Raw genomic sequence first — 15980 nt, forward strand, 5'->3', positions numbered from 1 at the left:
TCCAAACTGTGTAACTGGATGTGACGAACGGCTAGTCCGGGCAGCCGTCGAGGGTGGGGACCGGGTACTTCGGGTCGTAGTAGCCGGGTGCGTCCCGCTCACCCGTTGTCGGCACCGGCGCCGGCGGGTTCGCGTAGCCCGGCGCCAGGTAGCCCTCCTTGGCCGCGGCGCAGCCCACCGACGAGTACGCGCTGGAGGTGTTCTCGAGCCACAAGCCCTGGCTGCTCTCCGCGAACGAAGAGCCGCTCCGGAGCACGTACGTCTCGTCGAGGCGCTCGAACGTGACGATCTCCGCGGGGCTCAGCAGCTCCTTGGGGTGGGCGTGGTCGAAGGCGTACGCGACCGCGTACTTCGCCTCGACGACCAGCTCACCGGGCTTGGCGCCGGCGCGGGCGGTGAGCGTGCCGAACGTCCGCGGGCCCGCGTCGAGCAGGTGGTAGCCGTCGGCGATCTCGGTCACGTACGCGGCGAAGCCGCCGCGGTTCTTCTCCGGCTTCTTGGCCAGCTCGGGCACGATCTGGTCGCGGTCGTCGGCGGCGAACAGCGCCGCGTACGCCTTCCCGTCGTGCCCGGTCAGCACCGCCGGGTCGAGGTGCGCCGCGGTGATGGCCTGCTTGACCTTCGCGTACGCCTCCGTGACCGTCTCGGCCTTGAAGGACCCGACCGCGGCCGGTGCGGGGGCGGTGATCCCGTCCACACCCTTCGGCCAGACGTCGGCGGGGGTGTGCGCGTACGGGCGCGCCAGGTCGACCGGGGCGACGTCCGGCACCGACGTCGGGTCCGGTGGGCCGGCGTCGTGGGCGGGCCGGCGGCCGGCCAGCACGATCGCCGTCGTCGTCACGGCCAGGACGAGCAGGAACGCCGCGAAGCCCCACCACCGGCGGCTCGGGCGGCGCCTGGCGCGGTTCTGCTGCTTGCGGAGCTGCTTGCGGTCCTTCTTCGCACCGAGCCAGGCATCGGTCTGCGCGTGCTTGCGCCAGTCCGGGTCCATCAGGTCCGGGTGCGTTTCGAGCAGGTTGTCCTCGTCCACGTGCGTCCCCCCAAGGTCGACGACTGACTCATCGACGGTGGGGGACGGGCGTTACCCGAAGTACGCGAATTCGTTGACGCCGACGCCCTGCAGCTGGTGCACGATGATCGCCGCGGCGACCAGGCCGACCACGATGAGCAGGGCGAGCACGCCCGGCCAGCGGCTCTGGCCCGGCTGCTGGTAGCCGCCCGCGCGGCGTTCTCGCCTGCGCCGCTTCTTGAGGTCCTTCTTCGCGCCCAGCCAGGCGTCCCGTGCGGCGTACTTCTGCCAGTCCGGGTTCATCAGGTCCGGGTGCGTCTCGAGGCGCCGGTCGTCCGGCTCCTGCGGCTGCTGAGGCTCTGCCATCGTCAGAGTGCCTTCCCCCTGGGTGACCCGCCGTGACGGGTTCGTAGACTTGTCCATTGTGACCGAGAACGCTCCGCAGCAGACCACCGACCTTCCGGGTGCCTGGGACCCGGCCGCCGAGGAAGCACCGATGTACGACCGCTGGGTAGCGGCCGGGTACTTCACGGCCGACGCCTCGTCGGAGAAGCCGCCGTTCTCGATCGTACTGCCGCCGCCGAACGTCACCGGTTCGCTGCACATGGGGCACGCCCTCAACCACACCCTGATGGACGCGATGAGCCGCCGCCGTCGCATGCAGGGCTACGAGGTGCTGTGGCTGCCGGGCATGGACCACGCGGGCATCGCGACGCAGAACGTCGTCGAGCGCCAGCTGGCCGGCGAGGGCCTTTCGCGCCACGACCTGGGCCGCGAGAAGTTCGTCGAGCGCGTCTGGGAGTGGAAGGCCGAGTACGGCGGCAAGATCCTCGGCCAGATGAAGCGCCTCGGCGACGGCGTCGACTGGTCGCGCGAGCGCTTCACCATGGACGAGAACCTGTCCAAGGCCGTCCAGACGGTGTTCAAGAACTTCTTCGACGAGGGCCTGATCTACCGGGCCGAGCGGATCATCAACTGGTGCCCCCGCTGCCAGACGGCGCTGTCGGACATCGAGGTCGACCACAACGACGACGACGGCGAGCTCGTCTCGATCCGCTACGGCGACGGCGACAACGCGATCGTGGTGGCGACCACCCGCGCGGAGACGATGCTGGGCGACACCGCGGTCGCCGTCCACCCGGACGACGAGCGGTACGCGCACCTGGTCGGCACCGAGGTCGAGCTGCCGCTGACCGGCCGCCGCATCCCGATCGTGGCCGACAAGCACGTCGACCCGGAGTTCGGCACCGGTGCGGTCAAGGTCACCCCGGCGCACGACCCCAACGACTTCGAGATCGGCCGCCGCCACGACCTGCCGATGCTGACGATCATGAACGAGCGCGCGGAGATCACCGCGCCGGGGCCGTTCGAGGGCCTCGACCGGTTCGAGGCGCGCCCGGCGATCGTCGCGGCGCTGCGCGAGCTGGGCCGGATCGTCGCGGAGAAGCGGCCGTACGTGCACGCGGTCGGGCACTGCTCGCGGTGCGACACGGTGGTCGAGCCGCGGCTGTCGCTGCAGTGGTGGGTCAAGGTCGAGCAGCTGGCCAAGCTGGCCGGCGACGCGGTCCGCGACGGCCGGACGAAGATCCACCCGCCGGAGCTGGGCAAGCGGTACTTCGACTGGGTCGACAACATGCACGACTGGACGATCTCGCGCCAGCTGTGGTGGGGCCACCGCATCCCGGTGTACTACGGCCCGGACGGGGAGGTCGTGTGCGTCGGCCCGGACGAGCAGCCGCCGACGGGTGAGGGCTGGACGCAGGACCCGGACGTGCTGGACACGTGGTTCTCGTCGGGCCTGTGGCCGATGTCGACGCTGGGCTGGCCGTCGTCGTCGGAGGACCTGGCCAAGTTCTACCCGACGAGCGTGCTCTCGACGGGCTACGACATCCTGTTCTTCTGGGTGGTCCGGATGATGATGTTCGGCGTGCACCAGATGCACGGCGCGCAGCCGTTCGACCACGTGTACCTGCACGGCCTGATCCGCGACGCGCAGGGCAAGAAGATGTCGAAGTCGCGCGGCAACGTGATCGACCCGCTGGAGTGGATGGACGCGTACGGCGCGGACGCGACCCGGTTCACCCTGGCCCGCGGCGCCAACCCGGGCGCGGACATGGCACTGGCCGACGAGTGGGCGGCGGGCTCCCGCAACTTCTGCACGAAGCTGTGGAACGCGACGAAGTTCGCAATGATGAACGGTGCTTCGGTCGCTTCGCCGTTGCCGGAGGCTTCTTCTCTGACGGAGGCGGACCGCTGGATCCTGGGCCGCCTCGGCGCACTGGTGTCCGAAGTGGACGGCCTGTTCGAGGAGTTCCAGTTCGCGAAGGTGGCGGGCGCGCTCTACCAGTTCACCTGGAACGAGCTGTGCGACTGGTACCTGGAGCTGGCGAAGGTCCAGCTGTACCAGGGAGATGACGCTCGGGTCGCCGCAACGCGCGCTGTCCTGGGCCACGTGCTGGACACGGTGCTGCGGTTGCTGCACCCGTTCATCCCGTTCATCACGGAGAAGCTCTGGACGGCGCTGACCGGCGGCGAGTCGCTGGTGATCGCTTCGTGGCCTTCCGCTTCGCCGGGTTACGCCGACCCGGTCGCGGACGCCCGGATCGCGGACGTCCAGAAGCTGGTGACGGAGATCCGCAGGTTCCGCGCGGACCAGGGCCTGAAGCCGGGCCAGAAGGTGGCGGCGCGCCTGGCGGGTTACGCGGGCGGCCACGAGGACGCGGTCCGTTCGCTGGTCCGGTTGACCCCGCCGGCCGACGACTTCGCGGCGAGCGCCTCGCTGGAGGTGGCCCTGGCGGACGGCGTGGTGACGGTGGAGCTGGACCTGTCCGGAACGGTCGACGTCGCGGCGGAGCGCAAGCGCCTCGAGAAGGACCTGGCGGCGGCCCGGAAGGAGCTGACCCAGACGGAGGCGAAGCTCGGCAACGAGGCGTTCATCGCAAAGGCCCCGGAGCAGGTGGTGGCGAAGATCAAGACCCGCAAGGAAACGGCGGAGGCGGACATCGACCGCATCACGGCCCGCTTGGCGGCGCTGCCGGCTTCCTGAGGTTGTGGACGAAAGCCCGGCACTCTTCCGCGGAGTGCCGGGCTTTGTCGTACCCCTCGGGTAGCGTGGAAAACGGGGGCTGCTCAGCCGTCTTCGGTCGCCCGCGCTGCTTCGATCAACGCCACCACCTCGGCCGTCACCCGACGGTCCGAAGGCGTCGCCAGGTACGTCTGCATTCGGGGCGTCGGCTCTTTCAACGGCCGGAAGGCCACCCCCGGCACCGGCAGCAGGTTCGCGTGCGCCCGGTAGAACACCGTCCAGTGTGGACGGCCGAACCCCAACGTGTCCTGCGCCGTCGTGAAGTCCGGTCCCAGCACCGGCTCGAACCCCGCCTCCCGGCAACACGAAACCACCAGGTCGTACAGCGGCTGGTTCCGCGAAGGCGGGCTCAGCCGCGCCGGGAGTGAAGCCAGCGAAGCGAAGTCCACCACAGCAGACGAAGCCAGCGGGTGCGAAGCCGGCAAAGCCACCATCACCTCGTCCGTCCACAACGGACTGAAGTCCAAGCCCGAGGAAGGCCACGAGCCCCGGACGATGGTGGCGTCCAGCGACCCGTCCCGGACCCGCCGCAGCCGCTCGGCCGTCGGCGCGTGGACCAGCTCCAACGACGCCGAAGGGGCCCGCCGCGCGAACTCGGCCAGCAGCACCTCCAGCCGGTCACCCAGACCCTCGCTCGTGCCGAGCCGCAGCAACCGGACGTCGCGCAGCGATGCCACCGACTCTGCCGCCCGCCGCGCCGCCGCCAGCACCTCCCGTGCCTCTGGCAGGAACCGCTGCCCCGCCTCCGTCAAGACCACCGAACGCGTCGTGCGGGAAAACAACGTCACGCCCAGCGACCGCTCCAGCCGCCGGATCTGCTGGCTCACCGCAGGCTGGACGATGTGCAGGCGCTCCGCCGCGCGGCCGAAGTGCAGTTCCTCCGCCACCGTCACGAAGTACCTCAGCTGGCGCAGCTCCACCGACCGGCCCCATTCATCAGGATTCGTGATCAGTGTAGGAGCGTCTTGGCCATCGAAAAGCCGGCGCCCGCGAACGACGCTGAACCCATGCCGATCACGGAAGTCAACGGAACCCGCCTCCACTACGAAGACGACGGCACCGGCCCGGCCCTGCTGCTCCTGCACGGCTGGGGGACCAGCGGCCGCGTCTGGGGCTCGTGCCTGCCCGACCTCGTGCGCGACCACCGCGTCGTCACCCTCGACTGGCGCGGGTGCGGCCGCTCCGACCGCCCCGCCGAAGGCAACACCATCGCGCAGATCGCCGACGACCTCACCCGGCTGGTCGAAACGCTGGAGATCGAGCCCACCGTCGTCGGGTCCAGCATCGGTGGCCTCTTCGCCACCGAACTCGCCCTCGCGCGGCCGGACCTGGTCGACCACGTCGTCGCCGTCGGCAGTCCCGGGTACTGGCCGGGCACCGGCATGCTCGACCAAGTCCTCAGCCTGCGCGAACAGCTCGTCGACGACCGGGCGGGCACGCTGGCGGGCTGGGTACCGGGCTGGTTCGCGCCCGGCGCCGCGCGCGAGCTCGTCGACTGGACGCTCCGCCAGCTGCTCGACTCCGGCACCTACATCGACGCCCTGTTCACCGAATGCACCACCTACGACCCACGGCCGCGGCTGAAGGACCTGAAGACCCCGATCACCTACCTGCACGGCGAGCTCGACGCCCAGATTCCTCTGGAGGTGCCGCGCACCTGCGCCGCGGAAACGCCCGGCGCCCGCGTGCACGTCCTCGCCGGCTGCGGGCACCTGCCGCACCAGGAAAACCCGCGCGCGTTCACCGCCGCCCTGCGAGAGATCGTCTGAACGATGCCGGAAGTGACGCTCGAAGACACCGTCGTCCACTACGACCGTACCGGCGGCGGCCCCGTGCTGCTCCTGCTGCACGGTACCGCCGCCTCCCGCGAACAGTGGGCACCGCTGACCGCGCAGGCGGACGGCTTCACCGTGCTGGCCCCGGACTTCCCCGGCTCCGGCCGGACCACCGACGACGGCGGCCCGATCACCGTCGAAGCCCTCGCCGCCCAGGCCGAAGCCGTCCTGGACGACGCCGGGTTCGACACCGCCCACGTCGTCGGGCACTCGCTCGGCGGGGTCGTCGCGGCCCAGCTGGCCGGTACCCGCCCGCGCCGCGTCCGGAGCGCCGTCCTGCACGCCGCCTGGCCCGCGACCGAGGTCCGGCAGGACGCCGAGTTCCGCTACTGGCTGGACCTGCTGGAGACCGGGACCTTCGCCCGCATGCTGCCGCTGATGGCCTTCGGGCCGCGGTACTGGGAACAGGCCACCGCGGAGAGCAACGAACAGCTCGTCAAGACGCTCGAGACGGTGATCCAGCCCGGCGCGGACCGGCAGATCGAAGCCGACCGCGCCGTCGACCTGCGGCCGGTGCTCGGCCGGATCACCGCGCCGGTGCTGGTGCTCGGCAGCGCGCACGACCGGATCGTCACCGCGGACCAGCAGCGTGCGCTGGTCGCCGCGATCCCGGACGCGCGCGCCGCCGAGATCGACGCGGGGCACGGTGCCCCGGCCGAACTGCCGGACGAGTTCGCCCGGCTCGTGCTGGACTTCGTCAGGTCAGCGCCTTGAGCACGGCCGCGGCGGCGCCGGCCATCCCGGCTTGGAACGGGTGGTAGGCGGCCGCCGCGAAGATGTTCGGGTCCTTGCCGTTGATCCACGCCGCCCCGCCGCGGGCGCAGGCGTCGTGGCCGGTCGACGGGCCGAAGGTGTCGACGTACTCCGCGGCGGTGTTCGCCGCGGCGGCGGCGAGGGCCGCGTTGAGATCGCTCTCGACGCGGTTGAGCCAGGCGTAGTCGCCGTCGGCGAACGGGAGGACGTCCGGGCACGACCCGGTGTCCGGGGCGATCCGCGGGTAGCCGACGACGATCACCCGGGCCCCGGGCGAGCGCTGGTGGATCGCGGCCAGAACGGCCTCGATCCGCGGCTGGATGGCGGTGACGGCCATCGGCACCGTCTCGACGCCGTTGACCGTGAAGTGCTGTTCGCAGGGGTTGCCGGCCGGGGCGCCCGCGCGCAGTCCCGGGCAGGTCGCCAGCAGCCGGCCGAAGAGGTCGAAGTCGTTGCCGCCGATGCCGAGGGTGACCAGGTCCGTGTCGAGGCGCAGGGCGTTCAGCTGCGGGGGGTTCGTGGCGTTGAACGCCACCGGCTGCGGCGCGGTCATCGAGGCCGTGGTCGCCCCGGCGCAGCTGACGTCGGTGAACACGCCGGGCTTCAGCGCCGCCGCGAGGATCGACGGGTAGTTCGCCGTCGACCGCCCGCACCCGAGCGGGTCGGACCGCTGCAGCGGGATGAACGGCCCGGAGGTGTAGGAATCGCCGAGGGCGACGTAGTGGTGGACGGTCCCGGCCGCCGACGCGGCGGCCGCGGTGGCGGTGAGCAGGACGGCTGCCGAAAGGACAGCGACGAGCAGCCGGGTGGTGCGCATGAAGACCTCGCTCTCACTCTGGGGACGGCTGTCCCCAGATTTAGCGAGCCCCGGGCGCCCACGGGACGGACTTCACCCGTCAGTCGGGTCACCCGTCGCCGTGCTCACGGTAAGTGATCAAGGTGCGCCAGAACAGCAACGGCCGGACCGTGCTCCCGGGGAGTAGCCGGGCCGACTCGCGGCGCAGCTCGGCCAGCGTCGGGTAGTCGTCGACGACCGGGGCCTTCGGGCCCTCCTCGGGGCCGCCGTTCAGCCGTTCGCCGGCGTAGACGACCAGCCGCGCGAGCGCGTTGACCGGGACCGCCGCGACCGCCTTCGCCCAGTCCGCCGGCGTGCTCGGCTTCGCCAGGCCGAGCACCACGAGCACGCCGCCCGGCACCAGCGCGCGGCGCAGCTTGGCGACCGTCTCGAACGGCATGTGGTGCAGCGACGCCAGGCACGAGATGTAGTCGTAGTGCGCCTCGGGCAGCGGGTCGGTGGTGACGTCGGCCTGCCGGTAGACGATCTCGCCCGGCCCCGGCGACCCCAGCCCGGCCGCCGCCGCGACCATCGCCGCCGAGACGTCGACCGCCTCCACCGCCATGCCGGTCGCGGCGAGCCGCCGGGCGAACCGGCCGGTGCCGCAGCCGACGTCCAGCGCGATCCCGGGTCCCGGCGGCAGCAGGTCCAGCAGCAGCGGGTGGTAGTGGTCGTTGTGGTTGAACGGCATGCGTCGAGAGTGCCACCGCTCACGCACGTAGACTCGGAAGGCAAGTGTGAAAACCCCAGGCCGGAGGAGATTCAGTGCCGCAGGATGAGACAGGTCGCAAGCCGGACCTGTCGGATCTGGACAGCTTCGCGGGCGTCGACGAACTGGGGACGTCGGGGTACGAGGAGTCCGACGACCACGACCCGGAACTGGACGTCCGCGACGTCGCGTTCGAAGCCGGCGGCGGCTCGCGCGGCGGGATCGGCGGGGTCGGCCAGCTCGGCGACAACCTGGCCACCGGCCCGGTGCCCGACCTCACCGTGCCCGAGGACACCGAGCTGCACGAGCTCGACGACCAGGGCGAACAGGTCGACTACGGCGACCCGGACGGCCCCGAGGCGCGGCGCGAGCTGATGGCCGTCGAGGCCGAGCTGAACCAGCGCTGGCCGGAGACGAAGATCGAGCCGTCGCTGACCCGGATCTCCGCGCTCACGCAGCTGCTGGGCGAGCCGAACCGCGGTTACCCGGTGCTGCACGTGGCCGGCACGAACGGCAAGGGCTCCACGGCCCGGATGATCGACGCGCTGCTGACCCGGATGGGCCTGCGCGTCGGCCGCTACACGAGCCCGCACCTGCAGCTGGTCACCGAGCGGATCGCGCTCGACGGCCGGCCGATCTCCGCCGCGCGCTACGCCGAGCTGTGGCACGACATCGCCCCGTACGTGTCCATGGTGGACGGTGCGTCGGCGGACGGCGTCGAGATGAGCAAGTTCGAGATCCTGACCGGAATGGCGTTCGCCGCGTTCGCCGACGCGCCGGTGGAGGCGGCGGTGCTCGAAGCCGGCCTCGGCGGCGCCTGGGACGCCACGAACGTCGCGGACGCCGACGTCGCCGTCATCACCCCGATCGGCCTCGACCACGTCGAGTACCTGGGGCCCGACGCGGTGAGCGCGGCTCGCGAGAAGGCCGGGATCATCAAGCCCGGCTCGGTCGCGGTGATCGCCGAGCAGGACCCCGAGGTGCTCAAGGTGCTGCTGGAGCGGGCGGTCGAGGTCGACGCCGCGGTGGCCCGCGCGGGCAGCGAGTTCGGCGTGCTGGAGAAGGAGGTCGCCGTCGGCGGGCAGCTGCTGAAGCTGCAGGGCCTCGGCGGCGTGTACGACCAGATCTTCCTCCCGCTGCACGGTGCCCACCAGGCCGCGAACGCCGCACTGGCTCTGGCCGCGGTCGAGGCGTTCTTCGGCGCGGGCAAGGACAAGCAGCTGGTCGTCGAGGCGGTGCGCGAGGCGTTCGCCGAGGTCGAGACGCCGGGACGGCTCGAGCGCGTCCGCTCGGCGCCGACGGTCCTGCTCGACGCGGCCCACAACCCGCACGGTGCCCGCGCGCTGGCGACGACGGTGTCCGAGGAGTTCGCCTTCCGCCGCCTGGTCGCGGTGGTCGGCGTGATGGCCGACAAGGACGCCCTCGGCATCCTCGACGCGCTCGAGCCGGTGGTGTCGGACATCGTCGTGACGCGCAACTCGTCGCCGCGGTCGATGCCGCTGGAGGAGCTGAACCAGCTGGCGATCTCGGTGTTCGGCGAAGACCGCGTGGTCGCCGAGACGGACCTGGAGACGGCGATCGAGACGGCGATCGCGCTGGTGGAGACCAGCGACGACCCGGAGGAGCCGCTCTCGGGCGGCGGCGTGCTGGTCACCGGATCGGTCGTCACGGCAGGCGAGGCCCGCACGCTGTTCGGGAAGGAGCCGGCGTGACCACGCCTGCGCAGAAGCCGAAGGACCCGATGAAGGGCTTCCGCGGCGTCATGTCAGGGACGCTGATCATGGAGGCGATCACGGTCGCACTGGCCCTGCCGGTGGTGAACAAGCTCGGCGGCGGGATCTCGACGGGTACGGGCTGGACGGTCATCGCGGTGGCGGTGCTGCTGGTCGTGACGTGCGGGTTCGTCAAGCGGACGTGGGCGGTGCCGGTGGTGCTGGCGCTGCAGGTGGTGCTGATCGCCCTGGTGTTCTGGCTGCCGGCGATCGCGGTGCTGGGCGTGATCTTCCTGGCGGTGTGGCTGTGGCTGCTGTGGCTGCGCCGGGACGTCGCCCGCCGCATGGCGGCGGGGACGCTGGCGAGCCAGCAGCCCCAGCCGTGACCCGTCAGAGGTAGTCGCCGTGCTCGGTGCTCACCCGGCCGGCGGGCATGACCAGCGTGCCGGACGTGCTCACGAACGGCTTGCCCGAGCCGAGCGGGGCCCGGCCGAGCGTCTCGATCGCGCTCCGGTCGCGGCGGGTCGGGTCGTCGAGCGTGAGCTGGCGAAGGCCGCGGCGATGAGCGACGCGCTGGCGAACCTGCGCACGTTGTCGGCGGAGACGGACGGCTGAGCGCCCGCCTCCGCCGAGCCGAGCCGGACGTCAGCGCAGCACGACCACCCGCAGCGCCGGCGAGCGGAGGATGTCGGTTTCGCAGAACCGTTCCCGCACCCACTCACCCCGGCTGAAGAGCTTCGTCTGGTCGCTGAAGTACGGCGATGCCGGGTTGGCCGACTGCGAATACGTCAGCAACGTCGACGAGTCCGGGCAGCCACGCCCGCTGAAGCCGACCACCTGGAGGTAGCTCGACCCGTGCGCGACCTCGACGTTGCCGCGGTTCGGGTCCCACACCGGTGTCAGCACGTTCAGCACCCCGAGGAAGCCCTGCCCGCCGTGGACCGGGATGCGCTCGCCGTTGCGCGTGACGGCCTGGCCGTCGCGCAGCCGCGCGTCCGGGGCCAGCCCCGCCGTGCGCAAGTCCACCAGCGCGTCCCCGAACGCCTTCCGAACGTCCGGGTTGCCGACGTTGAGCGTGTTCGGCGTGGTCAGCGGCGCCTTCGGGTCGAACGGCACGGTGAACCGGGCCACGTTGCCCAGCCGCGCGGCGAACCGTTGGAACAGCAGCGAACCGCGGCTGTCGAGCGAATACGTGTGATCCCAGTTCGCGAGCGCCTGGCACGCCGGGCCGACCGGCACCGGACCGGACGACGACGGTGCCTGCCCATCCGGGAACGACGCGCACAGCTTCGCCAGGTCCGCCGCCGTCAGGTCGGCGAAGAGGCTGTGGTCGGCGAAGAGCATCTTCTTCATCGAGTCCGTCGTGAACTTGCTCGCTTCGGCCGTGAGCAGCGCTTCCCGGGTGCGCGGCGAACGCTCGGTGTCCTGGTCGGCGACGATCCGCGGGAACCCGGTGAGCGGCGCCTTGGCGTTCGCCAGCCACGCGCTGTCGTTGGTGTTCAGCTCGTAGTCCCGGCGCTGCTGCCGCGGCAGCCGGTCCGGCGCGAAGATCCCCGGCTCCACCGCGCCCGGGTCCGCACCCCACCGGCACGACGACCGCGAACCGTCCAGAATGGCCAGTCCGTCGCTCGCGAGCAACTCCTTCCCGGCCGGCGTGCTGCACTTCGCGGCCAGCTCGTCGGTGACGTGCGGGACGACCTGGATGTCGGCGTAGAGCGCGTTGCCCGCCCGGTCGGTGGCGATCGTGTTCACCCACGGCACGCCCTGCGTGCTGCTCAGCGCGCGGACGACGTCGGCCGTGCTGTGCGCCTGGTCGAGCTCGAACCACGTGTTCAGCCCGCGCATGTTGGTCGCGTTGGCGTCCCGCAGCGCGTACACCGACTTCGCCGTCCACGGCACCGGGATCCCGCCGACGTCGTCCAGCACCGGGCCGTACCGCGTCGACCAGAACGTCTGCCGCACCGGCTTCAGCGTCCCGTCGGCCTGGCGCACCTGGACGGTGACCGTGCGGGAGGTCATCTTCTCGGGCTTGCCGTCGACCACGTACGTCGTCGGATCCCCGGCCGCCAGCGGCACTTCGAACAGGCCGAACGTGACCGGGGTGGACACCGTGTGCGTCCAGGCCGCGTCCGCGGTGTGCCCGATCATCACGAACGGCATGCCGAGCAGGCTCGCCCCGGCCACGTCGACCCGGCCCGGGATGGTCAGCTGGCTCTGCCAGAACCGGCGCCCGTCGTGCCACGGGTAGTGCGGGTTGCCGAGCAGCACGCTGCCCTTGCCCGCCGCGGTCCCGTCCGCGCCGACGGCGATGCCGTTGCTGCCCAGCCCGCCCTTGCCCAGCCCGTCCCGCAGGCTCGCCGACAGCTGCGCGGGCGTGCCCGCGGCCGGTGCCGGTGCCCCGGACGGCGGCGCGGCGAACAGCCCTTCGGTGACGAAGCCCAGGCCGCCGGTGACGGCGATGGAGTAGAAGTGCCGGTAGAAGTCCTGCTCGGTGATCGGCCGCACCCAGTCCGCGCCCCGGCAGGCCGGATCGGTGATCCCGGACCGGCCGGTGCGGGCGAGGTAGGCGTTGAACCCCTTGACGTAACCGGAAACGACCTGCCGGACCTCGGGCCGCGGCCCCTGCGGCGCGGGCTGCGCGACCAGCCGGTCGACCACGCCGGAGTCGTTGAGCTGCTGGAAGAACAGGTCGCTGTGCAGGTTGTCCTTCGCCTCGGACAGCGACCGGTAGCCCTCGCCGTCCGGGCCGAAGTACCGCGACCGCTGCGCGCTCACCGTGAGGTAGATCTTCGCGAGCTCGCAGACGTTGTCGGTCGCCGCCGCGTAGCCGTACCCGTAGCCGAGGCCGGCGAAGTCCCCGGCGACGATGTGCGGGATGCCGTGTTCGGTGTAGCGGAGGACGGCTTTCGCGCCGTCCTGCCCGGCGTTCGCCACCCCCGCGCCGAGCGTGGACACCGAGAGCGTGACCGCGAGAACGGCCAGCGCCTTCCTGATGTGTGACATTGCGGACCCCCTTGTCGTGATCACCACGCTACCGACGGCGATGACCGCGGGGATGGGGGAAATCCCCCGATATCCGTTCACCCGCGCGCAAGCCGGTGTTGGCCGCGGCGGGATAGAAACCGCGCATGACCGAACACTCCCGCCGCACCCTCATCAAGGCCGGGCTGACCGGCGCCTCCGCGGTCGCCGCCGGCCTCGTCGCGCCGTCCTCGGCTTTCGCCGCGGTCCCGCTCGTCCGCCGCGACCGGCCGGTGCTCACCCACGGCGTCCAGTCCGGCGACGTCACCCCGGGCTCGGCGATCGTCTGGTCCCGCGCGGACCGGCCGTCGCGCCTCGTCGTCGAGATCGCGCGGGACCCGTCGTTCCGGCACGCCCGCCGCGTGCCCGGCCCCCTGGTGGGCCCGGACAGCGGCGGCACCGGCCGGGTGCGCGTCCCCGCGCTGGCGCCCGGCACCGACTACCACTACCGCGTCACTGCCGAAGCTCTCGACGGCCGCGCCACGAGCGAGCCGCTGACCGGCCGGTTCGCCACCGCGCCGGTGGGCCGCCGCGACGCCCGGATCCTGTGGTCGGGTGACGTCGTCGGCCAGAACTGGGGCATCAACCCGGGCCTCGGCGGGATGACGATCTTCTCCGCGATGGCCGCCCGCTGCCCGGACCTGTTCCTGCACAGCGGCGACACGGTGTACTCCGACGGCCCGCTCACCGAGACCGTCACCCTCCCCGGCGGCCGGACCTGGCGCAACGTCGTCACCCCGGAGAAGTCGAAGGTCGCCGAGACCCTCGACGAGTTCCGCGGCCAGCACGCCTACAACCGCCTCGACGACAACTTCAAGCGCTTCGCCGCGCAGGTCCCGTCGTACGTCCAGTGGGACGACCACGAGGTGCTGAACAACTGGTACCCCGGCAAGATCATCGACAACCCGGCCTACACCGAGAAGCGCGTCGACGTCCTCGCGCCGCGGGCGTACCAGGCGTTCCACGAGTGGCACCCGATCGACTCGCGCCGGGCCGTCGACGGCCGCGTCTACCGCAGCTTCACCTACGGCTCGCGCGTCGAGGTCTTCGTCCTCGACATGCGGACCTACCGCAACGCCAACACGGCCGACCGGACGAAGCCGGGCTACATCCTCGGTGACGCCCAGGCCCGCTGGCTGGCCGACGCGCTGGGCCGCAGCACGGCGACCTGGAAGATCGTCCAGGCCGACATGCCGCTCGGCCTGGTCGTCCCGGACGGCGCCGACATCGAAGCCGTCGCGAACAACCTGCCGGGCGCGCCCGGCGGCCGCGAGACCGAGCTCGCGTGGGTGCTGCGGGAGATCCAGCGCCGCCGCGTCCGCAACGTCGTCTGGCTGACCGCGGACGTCCACTACACCGCCGCGCACCACTACTCACCCGACCGGGCGGCCTTCCAGGACTTCGACCCGTTCTGGGAGTTCGTGTCCGGGCCGCTGAACGCGGGCGCGTTCGGGCCGAACACCCTGGACCCGACGTTCGGCCCGCAGGCGGTGTTCGTGCACGCCCCGCCGGCGGCGAACACGGCCCCGATCGACGGCTTCCAGCACTTCGGCGAGCTGAACGTCGACGGCGCGAGCGGCGACCTGACCGTCGACCTCCGGGACGCCACCGGGGCGTCGCTGTGGTCGAAGACACTGCACCCGCAAGGCCGCTGAGCAGGGTCGGCTACGCTCACGCGCACCGAAACCACACGTACAAGGGACATCCGGGGCCTCGCCCCGAGCCGGGGGCTTCGCCACCCGGACCCCCGAAAAGATCATTGAGGAGAAGTACCGTCGTGACTGAACGCACGCTGGTCCTGGTCAAGCCCGATGGCGTCGCGCGCGGCCTCGTCGGCGAGGTCGTTTCGCGGATCGAGCGCAAGGGCCTCAAGCTCGCCGCCCTCGAGCTGCGGACCGTTCCGCAGGCGCTGGCCGAGGAGCACTACGCCGAGCACAAGGAGCGTTCGTTCTTCGGCGACCTGCTGGAGTTCATCACCTCGGGCCCGCTGGTCGCGCTCGCCGTCGAGGGCCCGCGGGCCATCGCCGCGTTCCGCCAGCTGGCCGGCGGCACCGACCCGGTCGAGAAGGCCACCCCGGGCACCATCCGCGGCGACTTCGCGCTGGAGACCCAGTACAACCTGGTCCACGGCTCGGACTCGCCGGAGTCGGCCGAGCGCGAGCTGAAGCTCTGGTTCCCCGACCTGTGATCGGCGCCGGGGCCGCGCCCTCCGCGCGGCCCCGGTTCTCCCGGGAGACCCCATGACGACCATGCCGTTCCCCGCCCGCGAGTACCTGCCCGTGCTGCGCGAGCTGACCGGTGCCTTCGCCGAGCGGCTGCGTACCGGCGACCCGGCGGCGAAGGTGCCGGACTGCGCGGGCTGGACGCTGGCCGCCCTCGGCACCCACCTCGGCAACGTGCACCGCTGGGCCGCCACCGTCGTCACCACGGGTGAAGCCCGCCCGCAGGACTTCGAGCGGCAACCGGACGCCGAGCTGGCCCCCTGGTACGCCGAGAGCGCCGGAATCCTGCTCGATGCGCTCGCCGAAGCCGTCCCGGAAGACCGGTGCTGGCACTTCGGCGGCACCGGGAAGACCAAGGCGTTCTGGTTCCGCCGCCAGGTTCACGAAACCGCCGTCCACCTTGCCGATTCGGGCAGCGGCCACGTGCTCGACCCGGCCGTCGCCGCGGACGGCGTCGACGAGGTCCTCGGCGCGATGCTGCCGCGCGTGACGCGCTGGCACGCCGTGCCACAGCTGTCCGGGCCGGTCACCCTGCGCGCCACCGACACCGGTGACGTCTGGACCGTGCACCCCGGCGAGCCGCCCGCGCTCGGCCCGGCCGTTCCGGACGGCGCGACCGTCGAAGCGCCCGCGCGCGATCTCCTGCTGCGCCTGTGGAAGCGCACCGGGCCGGACCCGCGCATCACCGGCGAGGCCGCGGAAGCGCTGCTCGCCGCACCGCTGACCCCGTGAGGGTGTTCTAGACCATTCAGGCGGCGTTCACCGGGAAGCCTTCCGCCGGCCGTGCCGCTGCGCTGTG

The 15980-nt window shown here is 71.9% G+C and carries 15 protein-coding genes; 9 read left to right on the forward strand and 6 right to left on the reverse strand.

Annotation, left to right across the window (positions count from 1 at the left end; genetic code table 11):
- Positions 1 to 31 precede the first annotated feature (31 nt).
- Together ABZX11_RS19765 and ABZX11_RS19770 are read right to left on the reverse strand one after the other, a co-directional pair.
- On the reverse strand, positions 32 to 1030 hold the full coding sequence (locus ABZX11_RS19765) for a hypothetical protein (protein ID WP_354914730.1): 999 nt from the start codon (positions 1028 to 1030) through the stop codon (positions 32 to 34).
- Between the two features lie 51 nt (positions 1031 to 1081).
- Positions 1082 to 1375: a hypothetical protein gene (locus ABZX11_RS19770; protein ID WP_176171803.1), complete on the reverse strand. Its 294-nt coding sequence runs from the start codon at positions 1373 to 1375 to the stop codon at positions 1082 to 1084.
- Positions 1376 to 1433: 58 nt separating this feature from the next.
- Between ABZX11_RS19770 and ABZX11_RS19775 the strand changes: the two genes are divergently transcribed.
- Positions 1434 to 4055, forward strand: coding sequence for a valine--tRNA ligase (locus ABZX11_RS19775; protein WP_176171802.1), 2622 nt, complete (start codon positions 1434 to 1436; stop codon positions 4053 to 4055).
- 83 nt (positions 4056 to 4138) lie between these two features.
- Here the strand turns inward: ABZX11_RS19775 and ABZX11_RS19780 are convergent, their stop codons facing one another.
- A complete protein-coding gene (locus ABZX11_RS19780; protein WP_354914733.1) occupies positions 4139 to 5014 on the reverse strand; it encodes a LysR family transcriptional regulator in 876 nt (291 codons plus the stop codon).
- 87 nt (positions 5015 to 5101) lie between these two features.
- Here ABZX11_RS19780 and ABZX11_RS19785 point away from each other — a divergent pair, with 87 nt between their 5' ends.
- Together ABZX11_RS19785 and ABZX11_RS19790 are read left to right on the forward strand one after the other, a co-directional pair.
- Entirely contained in the window at positions 5102 to 5863 is a 762-nt protein-coding gene (locus ABZX11_RS19785; protein WP_354914735.1) for an alpha/beta hydrolase, read from the forward strand.
- Between the two features lie 3 nt (positions 5864 to 5866).
- Positions 5867 to 6643: an alpha/beta hydrolase gene (locus ABZX11_RS19790; protein ID WP_354914737.1), complete on the forward strand. Its 777-nt coding sequence runs from the start codon at positions 5867 to 5869 to the stop codon at positions 6641 to 6643.
- On the opposite strand, the gene ABZX11_RS19795 is transcribed toward ABZX11_RS19790, so the two are convergent.
- Together ABZX11_RS19795 and ABZX11_RS19800 are read right to left on the reverse strand one after the other, a co-directional pair.
- A complete protein-coding gene (locus ABZX11_RS19795; RefSeq protein WP_354914739.1) occupies positions 6627 to 7499 on the reverse strand; it encodes an SGNH/GDSL hydrolase family protein in 873 nt (290 codons plus the stop codon). The genes ABZX11_RS19790 and ABZX11_RS19795 overlap by 17 nt on opposite strands.
- Before the next feature lie 88 nt (positions 7500 to 7587).
- Positions 7588 to 8208 carry a class I SAM-dependent methyltransferase gene (locus ABZX11_RS19800; protein ID WP_354914741.1) on the reverse strand — a complete coding sequence of 207 codons (621 nt, stop codon included), beginning with the start codon at positions 8206 to 8208 and terminating at the stop codon, positions 7588 to 7590.
- A 74-nt stretch (positions 8209 to 8282) separates the two neighbouring features.
- Between ABZX11_RS19800 and ABZX11_RS19805 the strand changes: the two genes are divergently transcribed.
- The 3 genes from ABZX11_RS19805 to ABZX11_RS19815 are packed head-to-tail and all read left to right on the forward strand — an operon-like array spanning position 8283 to position 10553.
- Positions 8283 to 9938, forward strand: a complete 1656-nt coding sequence (locus ABZX11_RS19805; protein WP_176171796.1) for a folylpolyglutamate synthase/dihydrofolate synthase family protein — start codon at positions 8283 to 8285, stop codon at positions 9936 to 9938.
- Entirely contained in the window at positions 9935 to 10324 is a 390-nt protein-coding gene (locus tag ABZX11_RS19810; RefSeq protein WP_217709610.1) for a DUF4233 domain-containing protein, read from the forward strand. Before ABZX11_RS19805 ends, ABZX11_RS19810 begins: the two co-directional genes overlap by 4 nt.
- Positions 10325 to 10343: 19 nt before the next feature.
- Entirely contained in the window at positions 10344 to 10553 is a 210-nt protein-coding gene (locus ABZX11_RS19815; RefSeq protein WP_354914743.1) for a hypothetical protein, read from the forward strand.
- A 30-nt stretch (positions 10554 to 10583) separates the two neighbouring features.
- On the opposite strand, the gene ABZX11_RS19820 is transcribed toward ABZX11_RS19815, so the two are convergent.
- Positions 10584 to 12941 carry a penicillin acylase family protein gene (locus tag ABZX11_RS19820; RefSeq protein ID WP_354914745.1) on the reverse strand — a complete coding sequence of 786 codons (2358 nt, stop codon included), beginning with the start codon at positions 12939 to 12941 and terminating at the stop codon, positions 10584 to 10586.
- A 125-nt stretch (positions 12942 to 13066) separates the two neighbouring features.
- Between ABZX11_RS19820 and ABZX11_RS19825 the strand changes: the two genes are divergently transcribed.
- The 3 genes from ABZX11_RS19825 to ABZX11_RS19835 all read left to right on the forward strand — a co-directional run bounded on the left by ABZX11_RS19825 (position 13067) and on the right by ABZX11_RS19835 (position 15913).
- On the forward strand, positions 13067 to 14614 hold the full coding sequence (locus ABZX11_RS19825; RefSeq protein WP_354914747.1) for an alkaline phosphatase D family protein: 1548 nt from the start codon (positions 13067 to 13069) through the stop codon (positions 14612 to 14614).
- A gap of 122 nt (positions 14615 to 14736) precedes the next feature.
- On the forward strand, positions 14737 to 15147 hold the full coding sequence (ndk, locus tag ABZX11_RS19830) for a nucleoside-diphosphate kinase (RefSeq protein ID WP_176171787.1): 411 nt from the start codon (positions 14737 to 14739) through the stop codon (positions 15145 to 15147).
- 52 nt (positions 15148 to 15199) lie between these two features.
- Positions 15200 to 15913, forward strand: coding sequence for a maleylpyruvate isomerase family mycothiol-dependent enzyme (locus ABZX11_RS19835; RefSeq protein ID WP_354914750.1), 714 nt, complete (start codon positions 15200 to 15202; stop codon positions 15911 to 15913).
- Positions 15914 to 15980: the final 67 nt, after the last annotated feature.

Origin of the sequence: Amycolatopsis sp. NPDC004169 (assembly GCF_040610315.1) — a bacterium.
Lineage (GTDB): Bacteria > Actinomycetota > Actinomycetes > Mycobacteriales > Pseudonocardiaceae > Amycolatopsis.